The organism is Haloarcula sp. CBA1131 (assembly GCF_008728975.1).
Lineage (GTDB): Archaea > Halobacteriota > Halobacteria > Halobacteriales > Haloarculaceae > Haloarcula > Haloarcula hispanica.
The window spans coordinates 1,072,965-1,098,637 of record NZ_RPCY01000001.1 but is presented as its reverse complement, the minus strand read 5'-3'; the positions used below and the strand labels follow the sequence as shown (position 1 = coordinate 1,098,637).

Annotated in this window: 30 protein-coding genes; 15 read left to right on the top strand and 15 right to left on the bottom strand. The window is 66.0% G+C overall.

Annotated features, from left to right (window positions below; translation table 11 throughout):
• Positions 1-32 precede the first annotated feature (32 nt).
• Complete coding sequence (locus tag Har1131_RS05695; protein WP_050036966.1) at positions 33-809, bottom strand: S-adenosyl-l-methionine hydroxide adenosyltransferase family protein; 777 nt, start codon at positions 807-809, stop codon at positions 33-35.
• Positions 809-1,375: a nicotinamide-nucleotide adenylyltransferase gene (locus Har1131_RS05690; protein ID WP_014041115.1), complete on the bottom strand. Its 567-nt coding sequence runs from the start codon at positions 1,373-1,375 to the stop codon at positions 809-811. The genes Har1131_RS05695 and Har1131_RS05690 overlap by 1 nt, the downstream gene beginning before the upstream one ends.
• A gap of 170 nt (positions 1,376-1,545) precedes the next feature.
• Here Har1131_RS05690 and lonB point away from each other — a divergent pair, with 170 nt between their 5' ends.
• Positions 1,546-3,675 (top strand): ATP-dependent protease LonB, encoded by a 2,130-nt coding sequence (lonB, locus tag Har1131_RS05685; protein ID WP_014041116.1) that lies wholly within the window; start codon positions 1,546-1,548, stop codon positions 3,673-3,675.
• Positions 3,676-4,503: a CPBP family intramembrane glutamic endopeptidase gene (locus tag Har1131_RS05680; protein WP_014041117.1), complete on the top strand. Its 828-nt coding sequence runs from the start codon at positions 3,676-3,678 to the stop codon at positions 4,501-4,503.
• On the opposite strand, the gene Har1131_RS05675 is transcribed toward Har1131_RS05680, so the two are convergent.
• The 3 genes from Har1131_RS05675 to Har1131_RS05665 all read right to left on the bottom strand — a co-directional run bounded on the left by Har1131_RS05675 (position 4,500) and on the right by Har1131_RS05665 (position 7,588).
• Entirely contained in the window at positions 4,500-5,003 is a 504-nt protein-coding gene (locus tag Har1131_RS05675) for an MGMT family protein (protein WP_023843387.1), read from the bottom strand. The genes Har1131_RS05680 and Har1131_RS05675 overlap by 4 nt on opposite strands.
• A 458-nt stretch (positions 5,004-5,461) precedes the next feature.
• On the bottom strand, positions 5,462-6,463 hold the full coding sequence (locus tag Har1131_RS05670; protein WP_014041119.1) for a glycerophosphodiester phosphodiesterase: 1,002 nt from the start codon (positions 6,461-6,463) through the stop codon (positions 5,462-5,464).
• Between the two features lie 117 nt (positions 6,464-6,580).
• Complete coding sequence (locus Har1131_RS05665) at positions 6,581-7,588, bottom strand: deoxyhypusine synthase (protein WP_023843388.1); 1,008 nt, start codon at positions 7,586-7,588, stop codon at positions 6,581-6,583.
• A 168-nt stretch (positions 7,589-7,756) separates the two neighbouring features.
• On the opposite strand from Har1131_RS05665, the gene Har1131_RS05660 reads away from it, so the two are divergent.
• Positions 7,757-8,449, top strand: coding sequence for an AzlC family ABC transporter permease (locus Har1131_RS05660; RefSeq protein ID WP_050036967.1), 693 nt, complete (start codon positions 7,757-7,759; stop codon positions 8,447-8,449).
• Positions 8,439-8,768, top strand: a complete 330-nt coding sequence (locus Har1131_RS05655) for an AzlD domain-containing protein (RefSeq protein ID WP_014041122.1) — start codon at positions 8,439-8,441, stop codon at positions 8,766-8,768. Before Har1131_RS05660 ends, Har1131_RS05655 begins: the two co-directional genes overlap by 11 nt.
• Here the strand turns inward: Har1131_RS05655 and Har1131_RS05650 are convergent, their stop codons facing one another.
• From Har1131_RS05650 to Har1131_RS05635, 4 genes are all read right to left on the bottom strand, one after another.
• Entirely contained in the window at positions 8,769-9,332 is a 564-nt protein-coding gene (locus Har1131_RS05650; protein WP_151145445.1) for a SprT-like domain-containing protein, read from the bottom strand.
• A 4-nt stretch (positions 9,333-9,336) separates the two neighbouring features.
• Positions 9,337-10,104 (bottom strand): Nif3-like dinuclear metal center hexameric protein, encoded by a 768-nt coding sequence (locus tag Har1131_RS05645; protein WP_014041124.1) that lies wholly within the window; start codon positions 10,102-10,104, stop codon positions 9,337-9,339.
• Positions 10,105-10,155: 51 nt separating this feature from the next.
• Positions 10,156-10,899 (bottom strand): hypothetical protein, encoded by a 744-nt coding sequence (locus Har1131_RS05640; RefSeq protein ID WP_151145442.1) that lies wholly within the window; start codon positions 10,897-10,899, stop codon positions 10,156-10,158.
• A 133-nt stretch (positions 10,900-11,032) separates the two neighbouring features.
• Positions 11,033-12,004, bottom strand: coding sequence for an alpha/beta fold hydrolase (locus Har1131_RS05635; RefSeq protein ID WP_151103714.1), 972 nt, complete (start codon positions 12,002-12,004; stop codon positions 11,033-11,035).
• A gap of 104 nt (positions 12,005-12,108) precedes the next feature.
• Between Har1131_RS05635 and Har1131_RS05630 the strand changes: the two genes are divergently transcribed.
• A complete protein-coding gene (locus Har1131_RS05630; RefSeq protein ID WP_151145439.1) occupies positions 12,109-13,134 on the top strand; it encodes an amidohydrolase family protein in 1,026 nt (341 codons plus the stop codon).
• Between the two features lie 36 nt (positions 13,135-13,170).
• Here Har1131_RS05630 and speB read toward each other — a convergent pair whose 3' ends face one another.
• Entirely contained in the window at positions 13,171-13,974 is an 804-nt protein-coding gene (gene speB / locus Har1131_RS05625; protein WP_050036973.1) for an agmatinase, read from the bottom strand.
• 2 nt (positions 13,975-13,976) lie between these two features.
• Positions 13,977-14,357 carry a translation initiation factor IF-5A gene (locus Har1131_RS05620; RefSeq protein WP_004515075.1) on the bottom strand — a complete coding sequence of 127 codons (381 nt, stop codon included), beginning with the start codon at positions 14,355-14,357 and terminating at the stop codon, positions 13,977-13,979.
• Between the two features lie 183 nt (positions 14,358-14,540).
• Here Har1131_RS05620 and Har1131_RS05615 point away from each other — a divergent pair, with 183 nt between their 5' ends.
• The 7 genes from Har1131_RS05615 (at position 14,541) to Har1131_RS05585 (ending at position 19,981) form a co-directional block, all read left to right on the top strand.
• On the top strand, positions 14,541-15,179 hold the full coding sequence (locus tag Har1131_RS05615; protein ID WP_050036974.1) for an HAD family hydrolase: 639 nt from the start codon (positions 14,541-14,543) through the stop codon (positions 15,177-15,179).
• A complete protein-coding gene (locus tag Har1131_RS05610) occupies positions 15,173-16,096 on the top strand; it encodes a CobD/CbiB family cobalamin biosynthesis protein (RefSeq protein ID WP_050036975.1) in 924 nt (307 codons plus the stop codon). The genes Har1131_RS05615 and Har1131_RS05610 overlap by 7 nt, the downstream gene beginning before the upstream one ends.
• Positions 16,087-16,890 carry an adenosylcobinamide-GDP ribazoletransferase gene (cobS, locus tag Har1131_RS05605; RefSeq protein WP_151145436.1) on the top strand — a complete coding sequence of 268 codons (804 nt, stop codon included), beginning with the start codon at positions 16,087-16,089 and terminating at the stop codon, positions 16,888-16,890. The genes Har1131_RS05610 and cobS overlap by 10 nt, the downstream gene beginning before the upstream one ends.
• Complete coding sequence (locus Har1131_RS05600) at positions 16,890-17,429, top strand: NTP transferase domain-containing protein (RefSeq protein WP_191907487.1); 540 nt, start codon at positions 16,890-16,892, stop codon at positions 17,427-17,429. Before cobS ends, Har1131_RS05600 begins: the two co-directional genes overlap by 1 nt.
• 64 nt (positions 17,430-17,493) lie before the next feature.
• Positions 17,494-18,552 carry a threonine-phosphate decarboxylase CobD gene (gene cobD, locus Har1131_RS05595; protein ID WP_151145429.1) on the top strand — a complete coding sequence of 353 codons (1,059 nt, stop codon included), beginning with the start codon at positions 17,494-17,496 and terminating at the stop codon, positions 18,550-18,552.
• The gene (locus Har1131_RS05590) at positions 18,545-19,261 is read left to right on the top strand and encodes an adenosylcobinamide amidohydrolase (protein ID WP_151145426.1); all 717 of its coding nucleotides are present in this window, start codon (positions 18,545-18,547) and stop codon (positions 19,259-19,261) included. The genes cobD and Har1131_RS05590 overlap by 8 nt, the downstream gene beginning before the upstream one ends.
• Before the next feature lie 69 nt (positions 19,262-19,330).
• Positions 19,331-19,981, top strand: coding sequence for a cob(I)yrinic acid a,c-diamide adenosyltransferase (locus Har1131_RS05585; RefSeq protein ID WP_008308206.1), 651 nt, complete (start codon positions 19,331-19,333; stop codon positions 19,979-19,981).
• Here Har1131_RS05585 and Har1131_RS22095 read toward each other — a convergent pair.
• Together Har1131_RS22095 and Har1131_RS05575 are read right to left on the bottom strand one after the other, a co-directional pair.
• Positions 19,978-20,256, bottom strand: a complete 279-nt coding sequence (locus tag Har1131_RS22095; RefSeq protein ID WP_014041135.1) for a hypothetical protein — start codon at positions 20,254-20,256, stop codon at positions 19,978-19,980. The genes Har1131_RS05585 and Har1131_RS22095 overlap by 4 nt on opposite strands.
• Before the next feature lie 158 nt (positions 20,257-20,414).
• Positions 20,415-21,056: a SatD family protein gene (locus tag Har1131_RS05575; protein ID WP_186764061.1), complete on the bottom strand. Its 642-nt coding sequence runs from the start codon at positions 21,054-21,056 to the stop codon at positions 20,415-20,417.
• Between the two features lie 168 nt (positions 21,057-21,224).
• Here Har1131_RS05575 and Har1131_RS05570 point away from each other — a divergent pair, with 168 nt between their 5' ends.
• The 3 genes from Har1131_RS05570 to Har1131_RS05560 are packed head-to-tail and all read left to right on the top strand — an operon-like array spanning position 21,225 to position 24,085.
• On the top strand, positions 21,225-22,703 hold the full coding sequence (locus tag Har1131_RS05570) for a cobyric acid synthase (protein ID WP_151103718.1): 1,479 nt from the start codon (positions 21,225-21,227) through the stop codon (positions 22,701-22,703).
• Between the two features lie 60 nt (positions 22,704-22,763).
• A complete protein-coding gene (locus Har1131_RS05565; protein ID WP_050036982.1) occupies positions 22,764-23,531 on the top strand; it encodes a P-loop NTPase in 768 nt (255 codons plus the stop codon).
• Positions 23,528-24,085, top strand: a complete 558-nt coding sequence (locus Har1131_RS05560; protein ID WP_151103719.1) for a hypothetical protein — start codon at positions 23,528-23,530, stop codon at positions 24,083-24,085. The genes Har1131_RS05565 and Har1131_RS05560 overlap by 4 nt, the downstream gene beginning before the upstream one ends.
• A 207-nt stretch (positions 24,086-24,292) precedes the next feature.
• Here Har1131_RS05560 and Har1131_RS05555 read toward each other — a convergent pair whose 3' ends face one another.
• A complete protein-coding gene (locus Har1131_RS05555; RefSeq protein ID WP_008308192.1) occupies positions 24,293-24,526 on the bottom strand; it encodes an HTH domain-containing protein in 234 nt (77 codons plus the stop codon).
• 312 nt (positions 24,527-24,838) lie between these two features.
• Positions 24,839-25,654 carry a winged helix-turn-helix domain-containing protein gene (locus Har1131_RS05550; RefSeq protein ID WP_050036983.1) on the bottom strand — a complete coding sequence of 272 codons (816 nt, stop codon included), beginning with the start codon at positions 25,652-25,654 and terminating at the stop codon, positions 24,839-24,841.
• Positions 25,655-25,673 lie beyond the last annotated feature (19 nt).

Sequence of the window (25,673 nt, the reverse complement as noted above, 5' to 3'; positions counted from 1 at the left end):
GCGAGCCTAAAACCCTTCGTAGTTACACGTCATCACAGTGATACGGAAACTGTGTCGCCGGTACTGACACCGAACGCTTCGTCGCCGCGGCCGCGGTTGACGGCGAGTTCGACGTTCCCATGGCTGCCAACAGTGACGAGTCGCTGGCCCTGGTCGACGGCGGCGTAGGCCCGTCGGACTGGAGCCTCAACGCCGTCGACCGAGACCACCCCGCCGAACCGCTCCGCAAGTACCGCACCGGGTATGTTCGTCACGGCGTTCCCGAAGTCATCGACGACGAGTACCTCGCCGGTCGCTCCGTCACCTTCGACTGCGGCTGCCGGGAACCGAAGGTCGACGTAGTCGTCGGTCGGCTCGATTTCGGGCCGTGTTTCAATGGTATCGACGCCGGTGTCGTGGACGGCCGCCGCGGCGGGCGCAAACACGTCCCGCCCGTGGAACGTCGTACTCGCCGGGTCGTCGTAGGCCCAGGTGAACACCTCGAACGCGTCCGGGGCGTCGTTCTCGGTTTCAGCCAGTTCGCGGGCGACTGGCAGGAGGACGCCGTTGTCAGGCCCCACGAGCGCGTGGTCGCCCGCACGGACGACGATGGCGTCTCTGTCGGTTCCGACGCCCGGGTCGACGACGACACAGTGGACTGCCGGCGGAAAGTACGGGAGCGTCTGCGTGAGCCAGAACGCCGCTGCCCGCACGTCCTGCCGTGGGAAATCGTGAGCGATATCCGCGATACGCGCGTCCGTCGCCCGACAGATGACGCCCTTCATCGCCGCCGGATACGGTGATCCGAAATCAGAGCTGAGCGTAATCATCAGTCGTCGAGGTCATCGATGGATTCGGTGACGGACTCGCCGCTGGCGGTGTATCGTTCGAGCGAGTCACTGTCTGAGACGTGCTGGAGTCGCTTGATGCCGTGGATCTCCTCGATGACTTCCACAACAGATGCCGGGACCCGGTCACGCCAGGACTCGTCGTCGATCATCCGCTGGCGGATCTCGCTGCCCTCCAGTCGGTCGCGGTCGAACATCGGCGACTGGCGGACCTCGATACCGGCCTCCTCGAACAAGCGGACGACAAGCGGATTGTTCGAGTACGCCACGTCGAAGTCCGGGCACATACTCTCGACGTGGCTCACCCAGACGGCGTTGCGGTTGATGTCCTCAAGGGGGACGACATAAGTCGTCAGGTCGTACTCCGCGACGGCCTTCGTAATCATCATGATTCGCTCGCCGGCCGTGAAGGGGTCGTGAGTGGTGTGTGAATCGTCGGCGCTTCCGATGCCCAGGACGAGTTCGTCCACCTCATCGGCGATACGTTCGACCATCGAGTGATGGCCGTTGTGGTAGGGCTGGAAGCGACCGATGTAGAACCCACGCATATTCCCCAGTGGGTGTGGTGGTTTGATAAACCCGACGACGCGGTACCGCCGGAATACAAGCACACCCAATTCGGGCGCTGTACTGCGGTTTCCGGGGTGTTGCAACAACCGACACGGGGAGAAAGTATATCAGTCGACAGGCCTTCCGTGAGTATGTTAGCAACGTTTGTATGAGCGACAACACCGACACCGACGCGACTCCCGACCCTGACCGGGAGGCATCCGACGCTGGGGAGGAAGAGGCGTCGACCAACGGGGCCAAACAGGACCCCGACGAACCCGCCTCTGAGCCCTCGGCCGACGAGCCATCCGACCCGTCCGAGGAGCGATGGGGCGGCGAGGGAGAAACGTCCGAAACGACACTCGGAAGCGATGTCCAAGTTGACGGCGAGTCCGAACTGGACGGAGACGAGGAGAATCTCCTCGGCGGTCTCGAAATCGAGTCGACCGCCGACATCGAAGTGCCAGACCGACTCGTCGACCAGGTCATCGGGCAGGACCACGCCCGTGACGTGATCAAGAAGGCGGCCAAACAGCGCCGCCACGTCATGATGATCGGCTCCCCCGGGACGGGGAAGTCGATGCTGGCGAAAGCGATGTCCCAACTGCTTCCGCGGGAGGAGCTGCAGGACGTTCTCGTCTATCACAATCCCGACGACGGCAACGAGCCGAAAGTTCGCACCGTCCCCGGCGGCAAAGGGGAACAGATCGTCGAGGCCCACAAGGAGGAGGCCCGCAAGCGAAACCAGATGCGGACCTTCCTCATGTGGATCATCATCGCCATCGTCATCGGCTACGCCCTCATCCTCGTCCAGCAAGTCCTGCTGGGGATTCTCGCGGCCGGTGTCATCTATCTCGCGTTCCGCTACGGTTCGCGCGGTAGCGACGCGATGATCCCGAACCTGCTGGTCAACAACGCCAACCAGAAGACTGCGCCGTTCGAGGACGCAACGGGCGCTCACGCCGGCGCACTGCTGGGCGACGTTCGCCACGACCCGTTCCAGTCAGGCGGGATGGAGACGCCGAGCCACGACCGCGTCGAACCCGGTGCCATCCACCAGGCCAACAAGGGCGTGCTGTTCGTCGACGAGATCAACACGCTCGACATCCGCAGCCAGCAGAAGCTGATGACGGCCATCCAGGAGGGCGAGTTCTCCATCACAGGCCAGTCCGAGCGCTCCTCGGGCGCGATGGTCCAGACCGAGCCCGTTCCCTGTGACTTCATCATGATCGCGGCGGGGAACCTCGACGCGATGGAGAACATGCACCCCGCGCTGCGCTCCCGTATCAAGGGGTATGGGTACGAGGTGTACATGGACGACACCATCGAGGACGACCCCGAGATGCGACGGAAGTACGCCCGGTTCATCGCCCAGGAGGTCGAGAACGACGGGCGGCTCCCGCACTTCACCGAGGAGGCCGTCCAGGAACTCATCCTGGAGGCCCGGCGTCGCGCCGGCCGCAAAGGCCACCTCAGCCTGAAGTTCCGTGACCTCGGTGGGCTGGTCCGCGTCGCCGGCGACATCGCCCGCGCCGAGGACCGCGACCGCACCGAGCGAGCGGACGTGCTACAGGCCAAACGCCGCTCCCGGTCCATCGAGCAACAGCTCGCGGACAACTACATCGAGCGCCGCAAGGACTACGAGCTCACCGTCAACCAGGGCGACGTGGTCGGCCGCGTCAACGGGCTCGCCGTCATGGGCGAGGACAGCGGTATCGTCCTCCCTGTCATGGCCGAGGTCAGCCCATCACAGGGTCCCGGTCAGGTCATCGCCACCGGACAGCTCAAGGAGATGGCCGAGGAAGCCGTACAGAACGTCTCGGCGATTATCAAGAAGTTCTCCGACGAGGACATCTCCGAGAAGGACGTCCACATCCAGTTCGTTCAGGCCGGTGAGGGCGGCGTCGACGGCGACTCCGCCTCTATCACCGTCGCCACCGCGGTTATCTCCGCGATAGAAAACGTTCCGATCAAGCAAAACCTCGCCATGACCGGCTCACTGTCGGTCCGGGGCGACGTGCTCCCGGTCGGCGGCGTCACGCACAAGATCGAGGCGGCCGCCAAGTCCGGCCTCGATACGGTCATCATCCCCGAGGCGAACACGCAGGACGTGATGATCGAGGACGAGTACGAGGACATGATCGAGATCATCCCCGTCTCGCACATCTCTGAAGTCCTCGAAGTCGCCCTCGCCGGCGAAGCCGAGAAGGACTCGCTGGTCGACCGCCTCAAGTCCATCACGGGCAAGGCGCTCGATCACGAGGTCGGCCGGCAGAGCGGCAGCCCAAGTCCCCAATAGATGCCCGAGTGGGCCGCGTTCGTCGGCCTGACGGGGTTTCTTTTAACCGCGCTTCTCGGTCTCGCACGGCTCTCGCAGGGAGCCGTACGGTCCGACGGCGGTGTCTCGTCGACAGTCGACGGTACTTCGATGGCCACCGAACCCCAGGACCCGACTCTCCCACGCTTCGAGACACAACGGGCGGCGGCCCAGCGACGGCAGATGCAGGATACGCTCGCCCCAAGTGACCTCTCGACAGGGGCCTTACTTGCCAACGTCGCGTTCACGCAGGGGCTGTTCGGCGTGTTGCTGGTCGCTGGCGCGTTCTACTTCGAAATCCCGGCCAGTGCGTTCGGTATTACTGCGGACGCTCTCTCGACTGGACTGCCGGCGATAGCCGTCGGCATCGGCGCTGGCGTCGGGTTCTGGCTGGGCAACGAACTCGCCGCGGCGCTGGCCGACGGCTTCGGCGTCGCCTTCGACGAGTCGCTGCGGGAACTGCTCGCCCCGGACTCGGCCGGCGGCTGGGTCGTCCTGCTGGGCGGTGTCCTGCCGGTCATCGCCATCGTCGAGGAACTCCTCTTCCGGGCGGCGGCTATCGGCGTTCCCGTAGCCGGCCTCGACGCGCCGGCGTGGGCGATGGCCATCGTCGCCTCCGTCGCCTTCGCGCTGGGCCACGGTGCACAGGGTCGGATGGGCATCGTCGTCACCGGCACGCTGGGGCTGGCGCTCGCGGGCCTGTTCATCGCGACAAACAGCCTGCTCGCCGTCGTCGTCGCCCACTACCTCGTCAACGCCCTCGAACTGATCGTCCACGAGGGGCTGGGCGTCGACCGGCTCTGGGCCTAGAGGCCCTCGATAGCGCGGAGTTTCTGCTCGACGGGCGGCGGCGCGGCGCTCGGTCCGTCACGGACTCTATGGTCCGGAATCAACAGCGGCACGGGGTTCGCGGCCAGTGCCTTCCGGACCTGCGCAAGGTCGTCCTCGTCGTCGTCGTCCAGATCCGGCGTCATCCGCGCGACCTGTGCAACGGTGGCGTCCTCGCCGTACGGAATCTCTTGGACCGCTTCAAGCACTGTGCGCTGGTCCGTCGGGACGGTGAGGCCGACGGTGACGTCCGCGAAGTCGTCCTCGACCCCCTGAAGATACTCGTCGATGCGGTCGAGCAGCGCGTGGTCCGCCCCGGCGTCGTCCTCGGGCTGGGACGGAAACGACAGCGAGATGATCCGGTCGCCGGCCTCACCGAGCTGGACGTACCGGTCGAGATACGACGACTCGCGGGCGTAGATTCCTGCGTCCCCGGTCGGTGCTTCCATACTAGCGTCGTCGGCCGGTCGCCCCTTCAACATTCGGCCTTGGATTGATTGAAGAGACAGACTGGGAAGCGATTTCGAACAGCCAGAAAGCCCCGGCCGGCTCCGGTCGAGGGCCTCGTTGCGCACTTCTTCGCTCCCTACGGTCGCTCATGCAGTGCTTACATCTGCCGTCTTCCCGGAGCCGGCCACCGGGAGACCAGAGGTCTCCCGAGCAGTCGGCGTGGTCCGAGGGAGCGGAGCTCCCTCGTCATCACGAAAGACGCGAAGCGTCTTTCGAGCGACTTCGCGCCGACGACGCCCCTTTCAGTCCCACCAAAGCCCGTTGGACAATCCAGGCTGGGTGGGACTGAAAGGGGCGAGGCGCTGGGCTACTGCGACTCGCTGCGCCCTTCGCTCACTGCGTTCGCTCCAGTGCTTGCGTCGCCTCGTACGCCCAGCGCCTCGGGGCTTTCAGGCTCTTTGAGGAAACACAACGAAAACGAGATCCGCCGTCAGTCCTGAACGGAGAGCACGCTGGGGTAGTCAGAGATGAGCCCGTCGACGCCGGCCCGGACCAGTTCACGGGCCTGATACCACGTACTGATCGTCCAGACGTTCAGATCACGGCCTTCGTCGGCAGCGACGTCGACGAGGTCGATATCGCTCAGATTGGACTCGATGTAGCCGTCGTCGTTGAAGAAGGGCGTTCCCTGAACCATGTTCCGAGGGACGTGCATCGCGTCACAGTCGTAGCGGCGGGTAATTTCCAGCCCCGCCTCGATGTCATTCCAGAAGAGGCAAGCGATGGGAATCGAGTCGTCGTAGTCGCGGACGGTCGCGAGCGCGGCCTCGTAGAACGACGAGACGAGGATGTCGTTGTCGTACTCGCTGACGAGGTCGAGCGCGCGCTCGGTGTAGGGCCGCCACACCGCTCGCTGCGCCGACAGCGCCTGGTCCGGCAGCGACTCAGCGAAACGGAGGTCCTGACTGCCGGGGTTCTTGAACTCCAGATTGACGGCGACGCTCGGCGGAATCGAGTCCATGACCGTTTCGAGCGTCGGGACCGTCTCCCCGGTGCCGAGAACAGTCGCACTGGTCACAGTATCGGTGTCGGTCTCGAAGACGAGCCCGTCAGCGTCGGTCAGACCGCGCTCGCCGCCGTCACGCTCGGCCAGCCCGTCGTCGTGAAAGGTGACGAGCGTGCCGTCGGCCGTTGGCACGACATCGACCTCGATCATGTCGGCGCGTCGGTGGGCCGTCTGGGCTCCCGGACCGCCGAACGAGGACGCCTCGACGGCCAGTTCCGTGTTCTCCGGGTAGACGCCGGCGAATCCGCGGTGAGCGATGAGCGTCGTGTCGTCAGTCATCGCTTTGCGCTCGCTGTCGTCGGTGTCACTGTTGGTTGTGTCAGTATCATCCGATTCCTGGGGCGTTGCGCTCCCCACGAGTCCCGCGCTCGCCAGCGTCGCCGCTGTCCCTCCGACGAACGTCCGTCGGCCGATGTACCGTGACATGCTAGGTACGGCTGCCGAGCGGTTGTGAAAGACCGTTTATATGAGGGATATATGCCTCTCAGTAGACGTGCCCCACAATGTCCAGACCTGTCGCCGTCTACGGCGGCGTGGTCACGCTTACGCGCTGTGCCGCTCGCGGGCCGCGGCCACGACCAGCGGGAGTGTAATCGTCGCGTCGGCATACACCGAGACATTCCGGGCGTCCTTTTCAAGCTTCCCCCACGAGCGGGCCTCGTCGAGCGTCGCGCCGGAGAGGCCGCCGGTGTTCGATGGGTCCATCGTCAACTGGACGGCGTAGTCGTAGGCATCGGGCGAGACCAGCATCGTCTGGAGGACGTAGTTCTTCGGGACACCGCCGCCGACGACCATCGCGCCGGCGCTGTCGGCCTCGTACGCGATATCGGTTATCTGTGTCATGTCCGCCAGCGCGTCGACCGTGAACTCGCTGGTCTGGGAGTACATCCACGCCTGCAGCCCCAGCACGGAGTCCTGAAAGGCCGGGCAGTACACCGGCACGTCGTTCTCGTAGGCCGCCGCCAGCACGCCAGCGTCCTCGGGCACGTCCTCGCGCTCGTTGACCTCGCTGTTGGCTCGGCCCAGTTCCTCCGTCATGCGCTGGATCGAGACCGCGCCCTCGTCTTCCAGCGTCGAGAACACCTCGTCCCGGAGGTGGTTCTCGAACAGGGCGAAATGCTCCTGGGGGAGGTAGACGTTGTAGATCCGGTCGACGCCCTCGTCACGGAGCGTCTCGTCGTGTTCGCGCTCCGTTTGCCCCTCGGGTGTCACCTCGCCGTGGTGGTGCTTGCCGCCGATGGCCTCGATGCTGTCGTGGGTGCAGTTCGCGCCCGTCGTCACGAGTACGTCGATGTGGCCGTCGCGGATGAGTTCGCTGACGATGGCCCGCATCCCGGTCGGGACCATCGCGCCGGCCAGCCCGAAGAAGGTCGTCACGTCGTCGTCGAGCATCTCGCTGTAGATGTCGACGGCCTCGTGGATGTCGTTCGCGCCGATGCCGGCCTCGCCGTAGCTGTCAGCCAGTTCGCCGACCGTCATTCCGGCCCGGGCTTCCGCGTGCCCGATCGGATCGTGATGGAACGTCTCCCGCTCGTCGGTGTGGTCGCTCATTACAATGCAGTCGAATGGCGTCGGGTTTCAACGTCGTGGTTCGCCGTGACGGGTAGAGGCCGTTGTCGACGTGCCGTCACACACCGCGGACGGCCCATGCATCGACGTGCCGTCACACACCGCGGCTGAAACGGAGGGCTTAGACGCCCCTGCGTTGGATTGGGAGCTATGGATACTGCTGCGTTCAGGCGCGGCGTTCGGGATGTTGCGCCGCTGTTGCTAGGAATTATTCCGTTTGGCCTCGTTGCCGGCATCGCGACCGTCAACGCCGGACTGGGGCTGCCGACCGCAGTCGGGCTGTCGGTGGTCGTCTTCGCCGGCGCATCACAGCTCGCGGCGCTGGAACTGCTGGGACAGAACGCTCCGCTGACGGTCGTTGTCGCGACAGCCGTCGTCATCAACCTCCGGCTTCTGATGTACTCGGCGTCGATTGCCCCGTACTTTCGGGAATTCACTGGTCGGTGGAAGGCGGTGCTCGCCTACGTGTTGACCGACCAGGCGTACGCGCTGTCGGTCGCCAGCTACCGGTCCGACCGTGAGACGGACCGGAAGTGGTACTACCTCGGCGTCGCCGTGACGCTCTGGGCGGTGTGGCAGGTCACGACTATCGCGGGGGCGCTACTCGGGACCGGCGTCCCGGACGCCTGGGGTCTCGAATTCGCTATCCCGCTGGTCTTCCTCGCGATTCTGGTCCCTGCAATCGAGGACGCAGCGACCGGCATCGCCGCTGTCGTCGGTGGAACCGTCGCCGTCGTCGGCGCTGGCCTCCCGCTCAATCTCGGACTGCTCGTCGCGGCCGGGGTTGGCATCACGGCTGGCGTTCTCACGGAATCCGCCACGGGAGGGACCGATGGCGACTAATTACGGCCCGGTTGAGATAGCCGGTGTCGTCGCTGTCATCGGCGTGTTGACCTACGCCTGTCGCCTCTCGTTCATCGCGCTGTTCGGTCGGCTGGACGAAATTCCGCCGGTCGTCGAGCGGGTGTTGCGGTTCGTCCCCGCCGCCGTCCTCGCCGCGCTTGTTCTCCCCTCGTTCGTGACACTCGACGCCGGTAGTTTCGCCGCGGACAAGTTCGTCGCCGGAGCGCTCGCGGCAGGCGTCGCCTGGCGGACCGAGGACGTGTTCGCGACAATGGTGACCGGGATGGGCGTCCTCTGGGCCATCAGGTTCCTGCTGTAGTCAGCTCAGTTCCAGCGAGGCCCCACAGCAGTCAGACCGGTACTGCTCGCGTCGCTCGACGAGCTTGCAGTCCTGATAGCGGCGGGCGACGAGGTCCCCACACGCCCCGCAGGTGAGGACGTGCTTGGGATCGGAGAAGGCCGGACAGTGGACGTCGGTGTCGAGCTGGTCGGCCCGTTCTTGAAACGCCCGGCCGTGGTCGGTCGTCCCGTCGCGCTGATATTGCTCGACGTGAATGAGTTCGTGGCGCAGTGTTGCCTCCCAGGCGTCCCGCTCGAAGGCCGAAAAGGCGTCCCAGGTCAGCGACACCGTACATCGAAGCGGGCGGCCGTCGCTCCCGTCGACGCTGTCCCAGTCGTACCGCTCACCGATGGTGGCGTCGTCCAGTTTCGGCCGCTTGACTGCGGCGGCGCGACGCTTGGCGCGGTGGGACACTGTCCAGTCGACGAGGTCGAACCGAACCGAGACGCCCTGCTCGCGGCGGACCCCGCGACAGTACTGTTGCGACCAAGCGATGAGGTCCGCATCCGAGCTAACGCCCTCGAACGAAACGACATCTACCATCGCCTTAGAGGCCGGTCGGGCAGTCGATATAGGTCGTCTCCAGCCCCCAGTCCTCGACGACGGTCTGGAGCGACTGAACGCCGAACGTCTCCGTCGCGTAGTGGCCGGCGAGAATGACGTGGAGTCCCTGCTCGCGCGCCTCGTGGAAGGCCTGCTGTTTCCCCTCGCCAGTGATGAGCACGTCGGCGTCCGTCTCGACTGCCTCCTGCAGCCAGTCGACGCCGCTGCCGGTGACGATGGCGACGTCCTCGACAGTCGACGGGCCGAAATCAAGCACTTGAATTGGCTGTCCGCCAGTATCCAGATTTCCTTCGAGGGTTTCGGCGAGTTCGGAGACCGTCTGTGGTTCTTGGAGGGAGCCACGCTGGCCGATGTGCTCGCCGCCCATCGATCCGAACGGCGCACGGTTGTCGAGGTCCAGCAGGTCCGCGACGCCGGCGGCGTTGCCAAGCGATTGATGGCCGTCTAGCGGGAGATGCGCGACGTACAGCGCGAGGTCGTTGTCGATCAGCGGTGCGACCCGGCGGTAGTTGGTTTCCGTCACGCGCTCCATCCCGCCCCAGACGATACCGTGGTGGGTCACGAGCAGGTCAGCGCCCGCGTCGGCGGCGCGGTCGATGGTCTCGACGGCCGCATCTACTGCGAAAGCGACGTGCTCGACCGGCTGGCTCGCCGGCCCGACCTGCAGACCGTTCGGACTGGCGTCGATGTCGGCGTAGGCCTCGATGTCGAGTCTGTCGTCGAGACGCGTCGCGATGTCGCCTGCGTTCATGGCGCGGACTTCGAGATGACCGGTGGTATGTTTTTCTCTACCGGCGACGGGCTACCCATCCGATTCGACCAGCTGGCCGTTTTCCTGACCGATGAGGTCCCGGTCCACCGCGGCGTCGATGATGGCGTCGAACTGCTCCCCGTCGATGTCGTAGGCGTTGACCGCGACCTCGCGGATTTCCGCGCGGTCAACGGGCATCTCACGGTTCTGGAGGAGGCGCATCACCTTGTTGTACTCCAGTTTCGTCAGCGAGGGGCCGTCAGCGCTGTCGTCGCTGTCCGTACCGCGTTCGGTGTCCTCGCTCCCAGTGTTCGCCGCCGAGTCATTCGACTCGGTCGGCTCCGCCGCTTGTCCGTCCGTGGTGTCCGATACCGCCGGGTTCGTTGCATCTGGCTCCGCAGTCGCCTCCGTCGTCGCCGCTGACTGCGCCGACTGTTCCTGTCCCGCCGCGCTCGCGCCGTCGTCGCCCAGCAGCGAGCCGTCATCAGCCGGCTCGACCACGCTGTCGGTGGTCGCCTGTGCGTCGCCTGCCGTCGTTCCAGAATCATCCAGTAGCCCCGGCGGCTCCGTGGTCCCGGCGTCGCCAGTCGTTTCCGCTGTCTCGCGGGCGTCCGCCTTCGCCGCCTCGACGGCCGGTTCGACGATGGTTGCGAGCTTCTCTCGGCAAGTCGAGCAGAGAACGACCGTCCCCTGCTTTTCGGCTTCCGGGTCCAGCGATTTCGGGATAATCGGATATTCGGAGAGCGAGACGTCGAGCGCGCCGCCACAGAAGTAACACGACGATAGCTGGTCCATGCTCTCAACCGAGATGGCCTGTTTACTAAAAGACTACTTGCTGTGTCGGATGCCGAGCAAGTGGTGACGGCCACGGCGGTCCGAACAGCACTGACGCTGAGCGATTGTTTGCGGTGTATTATAACGAAAACGCTCAGTTATCGAAGAATCCTCGGACCAGTCCAGCGACTTCATCACCTGGTTCCAGCCACGGCGTATGACCGTGTCCCGGGAGTTCGTGGAACTCGGCGTCGGGCATCTTCTCGGCGACGGGGCGACCGACGTCAGGCGGATAGAAGGCGTCCTCCGTCCCCCAGACGAACTGCGTCGGGCAGTCGATTCCAACGATTTCGTCCCTGATGTCGAACAACGGGTGGACACGGCCGTACGAGCCCTGTGCGGTCGCTAGCGACCGCTGGCTTTCCGGCCGGCCGGGCAGATCCTGGCCGGCGGCGAGCAGTTCGTAGAACACGTCCGGTATCGCTGCGGCGTCAACGACGTTGACCCGCTGCATCGACTGCCTCGCGTTCTCGACTGGGTCACCACGGCTGAGCAGCCACAGCAACACCCGGTTGAGGCCACGAACCGTCAGCAGGCGAAACAGGAGCGGGAGGTCTCGCGAGACGCCGCCCGGCGCGCCGACCAGTTGCAGTCGGTCCACACGGTCGTGGTCGATTGCGAGCAGAAGCGACTGCAGGCCGCCGTGGGAGTTCCCGGCGACGTGGGGACGGTCGATAGCGAGGTCGTCGAGCAGTTCCAGCAAGTATGCGACCAGAAACGAACGGAGGTCCCGGTCCCGGTAGCTCGGCGCGGCTGAGAGGCCGAGGCCGGGCCGGTCGGGAGCGTACACGCGGTACTCGTCGGTGAGCGCCGGGAACAGCGGGAGCCACGTCGCTGCTGGCGTTCCGACACCGTGGAGCAGAAGTACGGGGTCGCCGTCCTGATTCCCACCCACCAGATAGTGAACGCGACCCGCGGCGTCCGTCTCGGTCACTCTGGACTCGACGGAATGGTCGTAGTGGTCCACAAGACGGGCCTGTGCGTCCGCGTATCGGCGCTCGGCCGGATGGGACCAGTCGTCTGGCGACAGCGCGCAGTCCTCGGAAACTGTGGTACTGCCACTCATACTCGAACTGTCCGGCGCCGTCCGCATCAGTCTACCGCGGCCAGTGCTACATGGCAAGATTGCGCCTCCATGAGACACATATAGCTCCGCTTCCTCGCACCCACATGGAGGCTATCGAAGGAACCGTCCTTGCCGGGCGGTCGTTCGAGCCGGTCCACGGCAGCGTTGTCGTCGAGGACGGCTACATAACGGCCATCGAGGAGACGTCCGAGCGCGAGAGCGACCACGACCGCATTGTCTTGCCGGCGTTCGTGAACGCCCACACGCACGTCGGCGACTCAGTCGCCAAGGAGGCCGCTGTCGGTCTTGGCTTGGAGGAGGCAGTGGTGCCACCGGACAGCCTGAAACACCAGCAGATCGCAGCGGCCGACGACGAGACGCTGATTGCCGCGATGCACCGCACACTTCGATTCATGCAGCGAACCGGCACCGCGGCGTTTCTCGACTTCCGGGAGTTCGGCGTCGACGGGGCACGGGCACTACGCGAGGCCGCCGAGGGACTCGATATCGAGGCCTTCATCTTCGGGAGCGATGACACTGCGGTGCTGGACGTGGCCGACGGGTTCGGTGCCAGCGGCGCGACCGACGACGATTTCACCGCCCGGCGGACCGCCACCGGGGAGCGCGGGGCCCCGTTCGCTATCCACGCCGGCGAACCGGACGCCACTGACATACACCCGGCGCTGGATCTGGAGCCGGAGTTGCTGGTCCACATGGTCCATGCCGAAGCAGAACACCTCGAACGGGTGGCCGATCAGGACGTCCCTATCGCGGTCTGTCCCCGTGCGAACCGCGTCCTTGAGGTCGGCCGACCGCCGATCGAGACGCTTCTGGAGTACACTGACGTGGCACTCGGGACTGATAATGTGATGCTCAATGCACCATCCATGTTCCGTGAGATGGAGTACACCGCGAAGACGTTCGACCTCCCCTCGCGGACGGTGCTTCGGATGGCCACGACCGCTGGGGCCGAAGCGGTCGGCCTCGACTGCGGTGTCATCGAACCCGGCCGCCGGGCCGCGCTACTGGTCCTCGACGGCGACTCGGACAATCTCTCGGCCGTCGCCGACCCAGTCGACGCGGTTGTCCGGCGAGCGTCGCCGCTGGACATCAACCGAGTTGTCTGCTGAAGCCGACGGCGAGAATATTCCCCGATACATCTCGGATTAGCGCTGGTCCGCGTGGGCGAACACGAACGCCCGGAGGAGTTTCGCGGCCAGCGTCGCCGTCTGACCGTCGTCGCGGTCGTTGACCTCCACTACGTCGAAGCCGACGGTCTGCGGTGCGACGGCTCGGACCACGGTGTGCATCTCCCGCGGATCGAGGCCGAACGGTTCCGGCGTCCCGGTGCCCGGCGCGAACCCGGGGTCGGCGGCGTCGATGTCGACTGAGAGGTACACCCGCTCGTCGTCGAACGCAGGCGACCAGTCGGCCACGTCCTCGGGCGGGACGACGGTCACATCGGGTTCGTTCGCGCGGTCCCATTCGGCTTCCGAGCCAGTGCGTGCGCCCAGCACAATCGCTTCGTCAGCCACCGAGAGCGCGTGGTGGGTCACCGTCGCGTGGGAGTACTCGTCGCCGGCGTAGGACTCGCGCAGGTCGAGATGCGCGTCCAGACAGACGAATATGTCGGGGTCAAGGGCGCGCACGCCGGCCACAGAGACGGTGTGTTCGCCGCCGACGACGAGCGGGACGGCCCCCTCGCTCTCGAAATCCGAGAGAGTGCCCTGGAGGAAAGTGAGGTACTCGGCAACGTCGGCCGTGGGGCCGATATCGCCGTGGTCGTAGACGGAACAGTCAGTGAAGTGCTGGTCGGTGCGGTGGTCGTAATCGTCGAACTGCTGGCCGAACTGGCGGATGCGGCGTGGGCCGAACCGTGTCCCGGGGCGAAACGACGTCGACGCGTCGAGTGGTGCGCCCACGAGCGCGTAGTCGGCCGCCCCGCGGTCGGCCCCCGCACCGGGCAACATCGTTACGAGCGTGTGATCTTGCGCTGTTCCTCGTACTGGAGGTACTCGATTTCGTCGTCAGGCTGGAGGTCGATGTCCTCGGGGACCCGCATCGTGAACGTGTCGTAGGTGTCGAGGTCCATCACCTGTGCGTCGTTGCCGTCCGTGGAAACGACCTGCCCCTGCTTTCGGTTGACAATCGGGACCCAGACCTTCGCGTCGACGGGCTGGGACAGCGAGCGCTTCTTGCCGTCGAAAACGCCCTTGGCGTCGATTCGGGCCTTGGCGCTGCCGTGCTTGCCCGGCTTGGCCGTGCTGTAGGAGTTAATCTTACACGGCGTGTCTTCGATCATGACGTAGCTTCCCTCGTCGAGCTCTCGAACTTCGGTCTGCTCTCTTGCCATACCGCCGGATTACCCCTGTTTGGGTATAAACGGTTTGGAATGCCGCAGGCCAGGTCTGTCGCTGGGCTCGTCCGAGGTAACGAGTCCTCCAGCGGCCGGAACTCCTCGACAGCAGCCCGACTCCCACAGCAGTTCCCACGTCTACCCCCACAGTTCAAGTGAGCTTGCACTAACCACACGGGTGTGGCACTCTCGTTCGACCTGTTCGGGACGCTCGTAGCGGCAGACCGGCCGTCAGAGCCGTGGGACGCCGTTGCGGAGACGCTTTCGGCCCGGTCGGTTCGGGTGCCGGACGACTGGGAGGACGCCTATCGCTCGGCCCACCGCGAGTACGACCGCGGCCGGGAAGCGCCGCTGGACGAACACGTTCGACTGGCGCTTGCCAGCCGCGGAGTCGAGGTTGCCGAGGAGACGGCGACCGAGGTCGTCCTCGATGCCTTCGACAGCCCGGAGACGGTCCGCGAGGGAGCCATCGAAGCGCTGGACGCCGCAGCACAGCGTGGCCCGGTCGCTATCTGTTCGAACTGCAGTGTCCCTGGATTGGTCGAGCGAACGCTGGAGCGAGCGGCCATCGAGAATCAGAGCGGCCACGCGTTCGACGCCGTCGTCACCAGCGTCGACTGCGGCTGGCGGAAGCCGCATCCGACCATTTTCCAGTCGACCGCCGACGCACTCGACGTGGCGCTTGCCGACCTCGTCCACGTCGGCGACGACGCCCGAACGGACGGCGGCGCGGGCCGCGTGGGCGCGCAGTCGATTCTGCTGGAGGACCACTCGCTGCCGGCGATAGCCGAGAAGCTCCGGGAGGGAACGCTGTGTTGAGCGCGCTGGCGGTGGCCGTCGCCGGCGGGCTGGAACTCGCAATCGGTGAGCCACCGACCCGATTGCATCCCGTTGCGTGGTTCGGACGGCTCGTCGGGGCGGTCGACCGCGAGTGGGACCACCCGCTTGCGGTCGGAGGGTTCGCCGCGGCGCTGTTGCCCGTCGGAGTTGCTGTCGTCGTCGGTGGCAGCGTCGCACTCGCCGCCACTCGCGAACCGCTGGCCGCCGTCGCGCTCGCCGGCCTCGCGCTGTTCCTGACCACGAGCCTCCGCAGTCTCCTCTCGACCGCTCGGGGCGTCATCGCCGACACCGAGGCCGACCTCGCGGCTGCTCGGGACGGGCTGCTCGCACTCGCTGGCCGCGACGCCAGCGCGCTCTCTGCGGGCGAGGTTCGCAGCGCCGCCGTCGAGAGCGCGTCGGAGAACCTCGCCGACGGCCTCGTCGCGTCGCTGGCCGCGTTCGTCCTGGGCGGGCTCGCCGCTGCGGGCGTCGGCCTTCTACCGCTTCCCGTCGCTGCCGGGACAGCGGCGTGGATCAAGGCCGTCAACACGATGGACTCGATGCTTGGCTACCGCTCGAAACGCGTCGGGACGCCTGCGGCGCGGCTCGACGACGCCGTGATGTGGCTCCCGGCGCGGGCGAGTGCGCTCCTGCTCGCCGTCGCCTGCGGGTCGCCCCGGTCGGTGGCCCAGGCCCGGGACTGGCTGGACGGCGTTCCCTCGCCGAACTCCGGGTGGCCGATGGGGACGGCCGCCGCGGCGCTGGACGTTCGACTCGAAAAGCCCGGCGTGTACGTCCTCAACCCCACGAGACACCTCCCCGATGTGGCGACAGCCCAGCGTAGCGTCACGCGGGTTGGCGTCGCCGGGGTGCTGGCGTATCTGCTGGCCGGTCTGGGGGTGCTCGCGTGGTTCTGACCGCGGTCCGGGGGGCGCTCGGCTTCCTCTCACGGCTCCCGGTCGGCCACAGCGAACGGGCATGGGACGCCTTCGTCGGGACACCGGCGGCGTTCCCGATGGCCGGCTACGTCGTCGGCGGCCTCGTCGCGCTCCCGTTCCTCGCCGCCGGCCTGCTCCCGGCCCCGGTCGTCGCCGCGGCCTACCTCGGAGCCGTCGTCCTCGTCGCCGGCGTCAACCACGCCGACGGCCTCGCGGACCTCGGGGACGCCGCCGTCGTCCACGGCGACCCCGCGGAGCGCCGCGACGTGATGCGGGACACGACTGTCGGCGTCGGGGCCGTCCTCGCGCTGGGGACCGTCCTCCTCGCGCTGGCGTTTGGCGCGCTGGCCGCTGCCGGGCTCCCGCCGCTGGTCGCTGTCGCGCTGGTCCTCGCCGCCGAGGTGGGGGCGAAACTCGCGATGGCGACGCTGGCCTGCGTCGGACGCCCGAGCCACGAGGGTTTCGGGTCGACGGTCATCGACGGGAACAGCCCACGCCACCTCGTCGGCTCGCTCGCCGTCGCACTCCCGGCCGCTGTCATCGCCGTTCCAGCAACCGCAGTCGTCGTTCTCACCGGCCCGCTGCTCGCTCTTGGCCTCTCTGGCTGGGCGAACCGCCGACTGGGCGGCGTCAGCGGCGACACGTTCGGCGCGGCCAACGAACTCACGCGCGCTGTCGCGCTCCACGTCGGCGTCGCCGCGTGGTCGCTCTTCGGCGGCGTCCGGTCGGTACCGCTCGTCGACTGGGAGGTGCTCGCATGGACGCTCTCGTGATGTGTGGCGGGCGCGGGACGCGGCTGGACACCGAGGCCGAGAAACCGCTCTTTCGGGTCGGCGGTGTCCCGATGGTCGACCGGGTCGTCGGCGCACTGGAAGACAGTTCCGTCGAAAGAGTTATCGCTGTAACGTCGCCGAACGCACCGGAAACGCAGTCACATCTGGACGTGCCCTGTATCGAGACGCCGGGTGAGGGGTACGTCGCCGACCTCGACGCGGCGCTGGCCGACGGCCGACTCGCCCGGCCGGTGCTGACCGTCGCCGCCGACCTGCCGCTGCTTGACGGCGAGATAGTGGACCGCGTGCTCGACGAGCACAACGGGGGCTCGCTGACGGTCCTGGTCCCGGCTTCGCTGAAGCGTGCCCTCGGCGTGAGCGACGACACGACGTTCGACAACGGAGGTCGGGAGGTCGCGCCGACAGGCGTCAACGTCGTCAGCGACGGCCCCGACGACGCCTGGCTCACGCGGGACCGACGCGTCGCGGTCAACGTCAACACGCTTGCTGACGCGCGCGTGGCTGAGCAATGGCTGTAACGGCGTGGGGCGGAGGCCGAACGCCGCGAAACCTTCTCCACACCGCCCGCCGTAGCCCCCGTCAATGGACCCTGATTCGGTCGAGGGCTTGCGGGCGAGTGGCGGCAACGGGGCCGAGGACGCCATCGGGCCGGACGGGCGCGTCCCACACGGCAGCAGCGACGACCCGGACCTGCTGGATTTCAGCGCGAACACGAACCCCCGCGTCCCGCCGGACGCCGCGAAGACGTACCGGGAAGCGTTCGAGGCCGCCCGCTCGTATCCGGCGGACGACTACCCCGAGTTCCGGGCGGCCGCGGCGGCCTTCGTCGACTGCGAGCCGGAGCAGGTGATACCCACGGCCGGCGGCCTCGAAGCGATTCGCCTGGCGATCCAGACGACGGTCCGGGCCGGCGACAGCGTGCTCGTCCCGTATCCCAGTTTCGGTGAGTACGCCCGCGAGGTCCGGCTCCAGGACGGGACGCCGGAGTTCGTCCCACACAACGACCTGCTGACCGCCGACCCGGACGGTCATGCGCTCGCCATCGTCTGCAACCCGAACAATCCGACCGGCGAAGCGGCCGACCCGTCGGCGCTCCGAGCCTTCGCCGACGACTGTCTCTCTGCTGGGACGACACTGCTGGTCGACGAAGCCTTTCTCGGGTTCACCGACGAGCAGTCGCTGGCGGGCCGTGAGGGCGTCATCGTCGCGCGCTCGCTGACGAAACTGTTCGGCCTCCCCGGCGTCCGGATGGGCTACGCCGTCGGAGCGGGCGCGGCCAGGGACCGCCTCGCCACCGCACGCCGCGCCTGGTCGATGAGCGCGCCGGCGGCCGCGGTCGGCACGCACTGCTACGGGCAAGGCGGGTTCGTCGCGGAGACGAAGGCCCGTGTCGCCGACGAGCGAGCCCGTATGCGGGACCGACTCGCGGCGCGGTTCGACGTGTGTCCCTCCGATGCGCCGTTCCTGTTGTTGTCGGTCAGCGACGCCGACGAGTCTGTCGACGACATCCTTGCCTCGGCTCGCGAGGCTGGTATCGCACTCCGGGACGCCCGAACCTTCCGCGGGCTGGACTCGCACATCCGCGTCGCCGTCAGAGCCTCCGAAGAAAACGACCGGCTGCTGGACGCGCTGGATGTTTGAGACGACCGTTCGGGACGGCGTCTGTCAGGTCCGCCGCGAGGGTGCCAACTGGCTCTCGACGGCGTGGGACGGGGGCTACCGGACCGCAGACGCCGTCTACAACGTCACCGTACCCGAGGGGTTCGAGCGGACCGACCTCGACGCCTACCGCGCGGATCGACTGTCCGCGACCGGTTTCTCCCTCGGCCCGACATTGCTCACCGGCGTCCACATGGAGCACGCCCGATGTGCCCGGAGCGGCCCGGTGTCGGTGCTGGCGACCGCGGGCCTCTCGAACCCCGCCGCGCTGCCGATGTCGGGAGAGGGTGAAGCGGACGGCTCAGACGAGGCCGCCGGAAATCCGGCAGACAGCCCCGACTGGCGGCCCGGCACGGTCAATCTCGTCGTCGGCGTCGACCGCGCGCTGGACGACGGCGCGCTGGCAACGCTGCTCGCCACGGCTGTCGAAGCGAAGGCCGCGACGCTGCTCGACGCCGCGGGCATCCCCGGGACCACCTCGGACGCGGCCATCGTCGGTTGTGTCCCGAGCGCTGAGTCCGCACCGTTCGCCGGCAGCGCAACTGAAATCGGGGCGGCCGCTCGTGTCTGTGTCCGCGACGCTGTCCGGGCGGGTCTGGCCGCCCGGTACGACGGCGACAGCCTGCCGACCGTCGACGACGCGGCGTACGGCGTGGTCACTGACCGTGAGACGGAGGTGTTCGAACCGTGAAAAGGCCGTTTATTACACGCCATTCCCGAAGACCAAACGGCTAAACAGAATCCGGGCGAACGGACTGATATGAGTGACAACACGGCCGGACCGACCGCCGAGCCCATCAGTCCAAGTGCGCCCGAGGAGTTCGGGCTGGTGCAGGTCTGGTGGGGCGACGGCAAGGGCAAGACCACGGCGGCGCTGGGGATGGCGACCCGCGCCGTCGGCCACGGCTACCGCGTCCACCTCCTGCAGTTCATGAAGGGCGGGACAAGTACCGTCGAAGACGTGCGCGGCGAGTACAACGCGATTGCCGCCCTGCCGGGCTTCTCATACGAGAACGCGGGCCACTACGGCTGGCACGGCTTCCTCGACGGCAGCGAGGACGACGAGCACGAGGCCCGTGCGAAAGGCGCACTCGACCGGGCACAGGAACTCGTTCAGGCCAGCGCCGACGCCGACCTCTCGACGCCGCGGGACGCCGACGGGCCGCCAGAGGAGGGCGTCAATATGCTCGTCTTCGACGAGATTCTCTACGCCGCGAACCGCGGCCTCGTCGATCCGGCGGACGTGATTGGGCTCATCGAAGCAAAGCCCGACGACCTCGAACTGGTCCTGACGGGCGGGCACGAGCGACCAGAATTTCTGACCGACCATGCCGATCTCATAACGGAAGTCAACAAGGAGAAACACCCCATCGACGCCGGGCAGGGCGCGCGGAAGGGAACGGAGTTCTAGAGGGTTCCAAGCAGATAGTCAAGACAGACGCCGAAGACTAGCGAGTACGTCACGTTGGCGATACTCCCCGTGAGATAATACGTCGTGTTCCCACTGGAGATGTCTTGCCAGCGGACAATTGACTTTGCGGTGAACACCAGTCCCAGTGCCGTGTATGCGCCGAGTAGCGTCAACGTGAGTATCAGAATATTCTCTACTTTCCCGACCGCACGTCCCGTATCCGCTTCTTTTTCACTCACATCGGCACCGGCGTATTGGAGAGCAGCGGATACCATGGTCCCACTTGTCGACAGCAACAGAGCGTACCCGGCACCAACTACGACCGCTGAGCGAAATGAGATAGACGAAATCAAATCACCGGTCGCCCAGACAAGACCAAGAATAGCACCGACTGTGACTACGGCCGACGCTGGTGTCCGCCAACTCACAGAACTCATTCCCAGACCTCTGTCATGGCCGCTTCAAGATTTGCTTCGGTTGACAGTACCATCTCCGCCTTTGCCCGCGAAAGCGTCTGTGAGACGGCCTGAATCGAGACGTCTCGGTCGTCAGCCAACGCCTGCATACTCTTTCTTTCGCGGTACTCATGGACGATCGACGCCTGGTGTGGCGTCCATTCCTGTTTCCACGCAAACAGCAGGTGTATCTGGTCGGCAAGCAGCGAAAGTAGCCAAGACTTCACGACAGGATCGTGCAGCGCAACGGCCCGACCGTTTTCCGTGATGTCAGCTAGCAACGTATCTGCTTTGTGGAACGCAGGGCCATCCATCTCTGAAACCTCGCTCGTTGTCATCCCCACGTCAACTTCTCCGTGGACAACCGCAAACCGAATCGCAGTCGGGTGTATCGATTCGGTGATTTCCCGGATAGCGCGGTAAGCATGTCCAGGGTTTCTGATGACTCCTCCGACCTCGTCAACCCCCTTCAACACCGAGAACGGCGCAACCGTCTGGTCGGCGAGTGCGTCGGTCGCTCGTGACACACCCTGATTGAGCGCCGCTCGCAACGCCTCTCTATCTGTGACCGACCGTGACTCGATGACATCACCGATGATGACGCACCATCGCTCCGCCATAGTCATCGACTCAACCCAATATCGTTTACTTGTTTCGGTTAAACCGTTTCACGTTGAGTACCGTGTGAACGGCTAATCCGGATTCAGTTGATTGGGCAGTGTTAAATCGATATGGGTTTAGTGATCTGAGCGAAAGACACCAGTGCGTTCGTCTCCCAACACAGCCTAATGGCCCACACGCTGCTGGTCGCCGGAACGGCGAGCCACGTCGGCAAGTCGACCGTCGCGGCCGGGCTCTGTCGCTATCTGGCCGACCGTGGTGTCTCGGTCGCACCGTTCAAAGCCCAGAATATGAGCAACAACGCCCGGGCGACACCCGGCGGCGAAGTCGGCGTCTCGCAGTACGTTCAGGCCCGCGCGGCCGGCGTCGCGCCGTCAACCGACCACAATCCGGTACTCCTGAAACCGCGAGGGGACGGCGAATCCCAGCTCATTCTGGATGGCGAGGCGGTCGGGCATTTCGAGGCCCGTGGATACTACGACGAGCACTGGGAGGACGCGCTGGACACCGCCCGCGCGGCCCACGACCGACTCGCCCGGTCCCACGACGTGATTGTCGCCGAGGGCGCGGGATCGATTGCCGAAATCAATCTGCACGACCGCGACCTGGCAAACGTCGAAACGGCGCGCTTCGCCGACGCCGACGTGTTGCTCGTCGCCGACATCGAGCGCGGCGGCGTCTTCGCCTCGCTCGTCGGGACGCTGGAACTGGTTCCCGACGACATCCGGGACCAGGTGGCCGGCGCCGTCATCACGAAGTTCCGCGGCGACCGCTCGCTGTTGGCTCCCGGCATCGACGAGTTCGAGGACCGGACCGGCGTGCCCGTCGTCGGCGTGATTCCCTACGACGACCCCGGACTCCCCGAAGAGGACAGCGTTGCGCTGCCGCCGGTCGGCGAGCGGTCCGTCGTCGGCGCTGACGATGGCGTCCCCGACGACGGGAGTGTTACTGTCGCCGTGCCGCGACTCCCGCGCATCTCGAACTTCACTGACCTCCAGCCACTCGCCCGCGAACCCGGCGTCAGGGTCGCGTACGTCCCACCCGAAGCCGCCCTCGACGACGCCGACGCGGTGGTCCTGCCGGGGAGCAAGAACACGGTGGACGACCTGCTGGCGCTTACCGGCGCTGGGTTCGGTGACCGCCTCCAGTCGTTCGACGGCCCCGTCGTCGGCCTCTGTGGCGGCTACCAGATGCTCGGTGAGGAAATCACGAACGCCGCAATCGAGGGGACCGGCGACGCGGACCGCGTCGAGGGTCTGGGCTTGCTCCCGGTGACGACGGAATTCAGCGAGTCGAAGACAGTCGAACACGTCCGGCGGGACCTCCGTGGCGTCGGCCCGCTTTCCGGGGCGAGCGGGACTGTCGAGGGCTACGAGATCCACATGGGCGACTCGACGCTGACCGACGAGGCGGCCCGGCCGTTCGACGGCGACGGGGCGGCGACCGACAGCGTTCTCGGCACATACCTCCACGACCTCTTCGTCACCGAGAGTGCCAGAGGTGCCTTCGTGCGAAATGCGTTCGAGAGTGCTGGTGTTAACTCCCCAGCGGCAAACGAGCGAGAGAGCGGCGACCCGTACGAGCGAGCCGCCGGCCTCGTCGCCGACCATGTCGACCTCGGCCCGCTCGGACTGGCCGATTGGTGACCGTTTGATACTTCTTCAAATTCCGGAAATTTATATACATCTAGCTCGCAATATTCTCCAATGGTCGAAGTGTTCGCGGTCGCCAGTGGGAAGGGCGGGACTGGCAAGACGACGAGCACCGTCGCCCTCGGGATGGCGCTGTCCGACCGCTACGACGTGACGGTGGTCGACGCCGACACGGGGATGGCGAACCTCCTCTTTCACGCCGGCCTCTCCGACGCCGAGACGACGCTGCACGACGTCCTGGCCGACGACGCGCCCGTTGAGGCGGCCACGTACGACCGGTTCGGGCTGACCGTCGTTCCCTGTGGAACGAGCCTGGACGGTTTCAGAGACGCCGACCCGGACCGCCTTCGAGACGTGGTTGCGACGCTTGCAGAAGATACTGACATCATCCTCCTCGATTCGCCGCCAGCGCTCGACAGCCGGACCGCCGTCCTTCCCATCGTGCTAGCCGACCGCATCGTCGTCGTCCTCCAGCCGACGATCCCCGCCATCTCGGACGGGCTGAAGGTCCAGGAGTACGCGACGACCTACGACACGGACGTTGCGGGCCTCCTGTTCAACAAGGTCCGCGAGTCCGAATCCATCGAACAAGTCTCAGAGAAGACCGAACGGTACTTCGACGGGCCGACGCTGGCCGCGGTCCCCGAAAGCGAGCGGGCCCGTGAGGCACGCCGTGCTGGCCGGCCGCTCCTTGCCCACGCCCCCGAATGCGAGGCGTCGACGGCCTACCGAGAGGCCGCCGAATCGCTTACCGTGCGGGATGGGGCGGCCGCCGACGCCGCCGACCGGTTCCAGAGCGCCGTCATCCCCGAGTCACTATGAAGTTGCCCCGCGGCCGACTCGACAAGTCCCGCGTCGTCACGGACCCGCGGGACACGCTGGCCGACGTGCTCGACCGCGAACTGACCGGCTATGCCGTCTTCGAGTCCCAGGAGACGCTCCTGCTTGACGGCGAGGGCCGGGGCGTCATCACGTTCACCGACGGCGTGCCGGTGCTGGCCTACCACACCGGCACGGACCGCGGCGGTCCGCCGGCGCTCGCGGACCTCGCCATTCCCGGGCCGTACCACGTCTCGTTGTACACGCTTGACGCCGCTGACCTCGAATCGGCACACGAAGCAGCCAACCTCCGAGTCCCACCCGGGATGCCCGCCGAACGGCTGGGCGGCGACCCGGCGCTGGCCGACAGTACGCGACGGGCGGCTCCCGACGAGCGGCTGCCAGCGATGGGCGACGGCGACGCGGCAGCAGCCGAGGACGGAACCACCGAACAGAGTGCCGTCGAAGCGTTCCTCGACGATGCCGAGAAAATCGAGGCCATCAAACAGCAGGCGCGCTCGGAGGCCCGCGAACGTGCTCAGCAGTGGGAGTTCTGAATGGTCCCGCTTGCGTGGGGTTCTATACAGCCAGCCATGAGATCAGTCTGCTTTGCTACAGGTCTTCAGTGTGTCCGTCGTGACACGGCCCCAATCCCACTCCAAGAGTAAACCGCCTGACGGCACCGTCGCATAGTTGTAGCGATGTACCGATCTGTGTCGACTCCGAAGTCGGTACTATCGGGAAATAGTCGACAACAATCCGCATCAATCCGCTCGCACGGGGATCCACCACACCCGCGACCGGCCCCCGACTTTCTTGCTCGTGATATCTGTCTCCGATTCGAGGTCGTGGAGTTTGTTCAGCGCAGTCCGTCGCGAACAGCCGAGTCTGTCCGCCACCTCCGACGCCGTGAGTGGCTCCGCGTAATCGTTTCGGTGTCTGAACACCTCGATAACGTCCGATTCAGTGTACTGAATCTCCCGTCCAGGCGGAGACATACTTCTGTCAACGATTGCCACATACTTATACTGTCGGCTATTATTTCATTCTGGGTGAAAGTATAGAAACACAGCCCGTTGTTGTCGCAAAACGAACCCGGACGTCGGATCAGAATAGCATGAACGTTCTAAGCTGTTACAGCCCCTGTAACATGTGTTGTGTCCCGAAACAGTTACAGCGAATAAGTATAGGCCCCCACCGGCTATACCATGCTCCGGGGATACGCCATCCCGCCCTCCAGTGAGTGCTGGCGCGCCGACCAGTGCTCCCTTCGGCCCTTCCACACCGGATTCCATCCGTGAGCGACTGGATTATTGCTTGTTTTCTTGCACCGACAGGACCGATTCAAGCGGCTGTGACCGCGCTCTGTATCGGTCGAACACCGTCTCAGCCCAGCTATACACCGCTGTGGCGTCGGATTCGGCTATCGCCCGGACGTTGTTCCGGTCGTCGTAGGCCGCCAGACAGACCCGCGAGCGGTCCAGTGCGAGGCCGATATCAAGCGGAGTATCGTGGACGTACGTGTCGATGTTCTCGTGTTCGACGCCTCGTTCCAGCGCGTCTGCGAAGTCCGACGCTGACCGTTCGAGGACGCTGTGATCGATGATGAACTCGATACGCGTCCCCGTTTCGAGCAGGTCCACCGCGACGTCGTTGAACACCGATGTAACGATCGGCGAGATGGCCCGAACGTCGCCGTCGACCTCGTGCAGCCAGTCCGTGAACCGATCAATCGCGGCCAGCGGGTTCTGTTCGGAACTCGTCGTGAGACAATCGGGGTCTAACAGCTCCGCCGGGAGATCCGCCGCGATGGAACCGAGGTGGGCTGCCAGCGGACCGACCGCCCGAGCCCGTTCGATCTCGCTCATGAGTGCCGTGTACTGGTCCAACACCCGCTGTCCAGTCACCGTGAGCCGGTACTCGCCGTCCCGTTTGACGACCCACTGCCGCTCGGAGAAGCCCGCGAGTATCCGCTGGATCGTGGTCCGAGTCGCGTCCACCGCATCGCACAGATCGGTGGGCCGTGCCGGACGCTCCCGGAGCTGGGCCAGTACTGCGAACCGCTGTGGTGACCCAGTAAGGAACTGGCAGTCCTCGAAAACGGTGTCGTCCGGACCCTCCGCCATTGGATACGTCTGCGTGGGC

Bases quoted from the DNA above. Each gene is read 5' to 3' on its own strand.
- Har1131_RS05695 (WP_050036966.1), bottom strand. From the start codon at position 809: ATGATTACGCTCAGCTCTGATTTCGGATCACCGTATCCGGCGGCGATG.
- Har1131_RS05690 (WP_014041115.1), bottom strand. From the start codon at position 1,375: ATGCGTGGGTTCTACATCGGTCGCTTCCAGCCCTACCACAACGGCCAT.
- lonB (WP_014041116.1), top strand. From the start codon at position 1,546: ATGAGCGACAACACCGACACCGACGCGACTCCCGACCCTGACCGGGAG.
- Har1131_RS05680 (WP_014041117.1), top strand. From the start codon at position 3,676: ATGCCCGAGTGGGCCGCGTTCGTCGGCCTGACGGGGTTTCTTTTAACC.
- Har1131_RS05675 (WP_023843387.1), bottom strand. From the start codon at position 5,003: ATGTTGAAGGGGCGACCGGCCGACGACGCTAGTATGGAAGCACCGACC.
- Har1131_RS05670 (WP_014041119.1), bottom strand. From the start codon at position 6,463: ATGTCACGGTACATCGGCCGACGGACGTTCGTCGGAGGGACAGCGGCG.
- Har1131_RS05665 (WP_023843388.1), bottom strand. From the start codon at position 7,588: ATGAGCGACCACACCGACGAGCGGGAGACGTTCCATCACGATCCGATC.
- Har1131_RS05660 (WP_050036967.1), top strand. From the start codon at position 7,757: ATGGATACTGCTGCGTTCAGGCGCGGCGTTCGGGATGTTGCGCCGCTG.
- Har1131_RS05655 (WP_014041122.1), top strand. From the start codon at position 8,439: ATGGCGACTAATTACGGCCCGGTTGAGATAGCCGGTGTCGTCGCTGTC.
- Har1131_RS05650 (WP_151145445.1), bottom strand. From the start codon at position 9,332: ATGGTAGATGTCGTTTCGTTCGAGGGCGTTAGCTCGGATGCGGACCTC.
- Har1131_RS05645 (WP_014041124.1), bottom strand. From the start codon at position 10,104: ATGAACGCAGGCGACATCGCGACGCGTCTCGACGACAGACTCGACATC.
- Har1131_RS05640 (WP_151145442.1), bottom strand. From the start codon at position 10,899: ATGGACCAGCTATCGTCGTGTTACTTCTGTGGCGGCGCGCTCGACGTC.
- Har1131_RS05635 (WP_151103714.1), bottom strand. From the start codon at position 12,004: ATGAGTGGCAGTACCACAGTTTCCGAGGACTGCGCGCTGTCGCCAGAC.
- Har1131_RS05630 (WP_151145439.1), top strand. From the start codon at position 12,109: ATGGAGGCTATCGAAGGAACCGTCCTTGCCGGGCGGTCGTTCGAGCCG.
- speB (WP_050036973.1), bottom strand. From the start codon at position 13,974: ATGTTGCCCGGTGCGGGGGCCGACCGCGGGGCGGCCGACTACGCGCTC.
- Har1131_RS05620 (WP_004515075.1), bottom strand. From the start codon at position 14,357: ATGGCAAGAGAGCAGACCGAAGTTCGAGAGCTCGACGAGGGAAGCTAC.
- Har1131_RS05600 (WP_191907487.1), top strand. From the start codon at position 16,890: ATGTGTGGCGGGCGCGGGACGCGGCTGGACACCGAGGCCGAGAAACCG.
- cobD (WP_151145429.1), top strand. From the start codon at position 17,494: ATGGACCCTGATTCGGTCGAGGGCTTGCGGGCGAGTGGCGGCAACGGG.
- Har1131_RS05590 (WP_151145426.1), top strand. From the start codon at position 18,545: ATGTTTGAGACGACCGTTCGGGACGGCGTCTGTCAGGTCCGCCGCGAG.
- Har1131_RS05585 (WP_008308206.1), top strand. From the start codon at position 19,331: ATGAGTGACAACACGGCCGGACCGACCGCCGAGCCCATCAGTCCAAGT.
- Har1131_RS22095 (WP_014041135.1), bottom strand. From the start codon at position 20,256: ATGGTATCCGCTGCTCTCCAATACGCCGGTGCCGATGTGAGTGAAAAA.
- Har1131_RS05575 (WP_186764061.1), bottom strand. From the start codon at position 21,056: ATGGCGGAGCGATGGTGCGTCATCATCGGTGATGTCATCGAGTCACGG.
- Har1131_RS05570 (WP_151103718.1), top strand. From the start codon at position 21,225: ATGGCCCACACGCTGCTGGTCGCCGGAACGGCGAGCCACGTCGGCAAG.
- Har1131_RS05565 (WP_050036982.1), top strand. From the start codon at position 22,764: ATGGTCGAAGTGTTCGCGGTCGCCAGTGGGAAGGGCGGGACTGGCAAG.
- Har1131_RS05560 (WP_151103719.1), top strand. From the start codon at position 23,528: ATGAAGTTGCCCCGCGGCCGACTCGACAAGTCCCGCGTCGTCACGGAC.
- Har1131_RS05555 (WP_008308192.1), bottom strand. From the start codon at position 24,526: ATGTCTCCGCCTGGACGGGAGATTCAGTACACTGAATCGGACGTTATC.
- Har1131_RS05550 (WP_050036983.1), bottom strand. From the start codon at position 25,654: ATGGCGGAGGGTCCGGACGACACCGTTTTCGAGGACTGCCAGTTCCTT.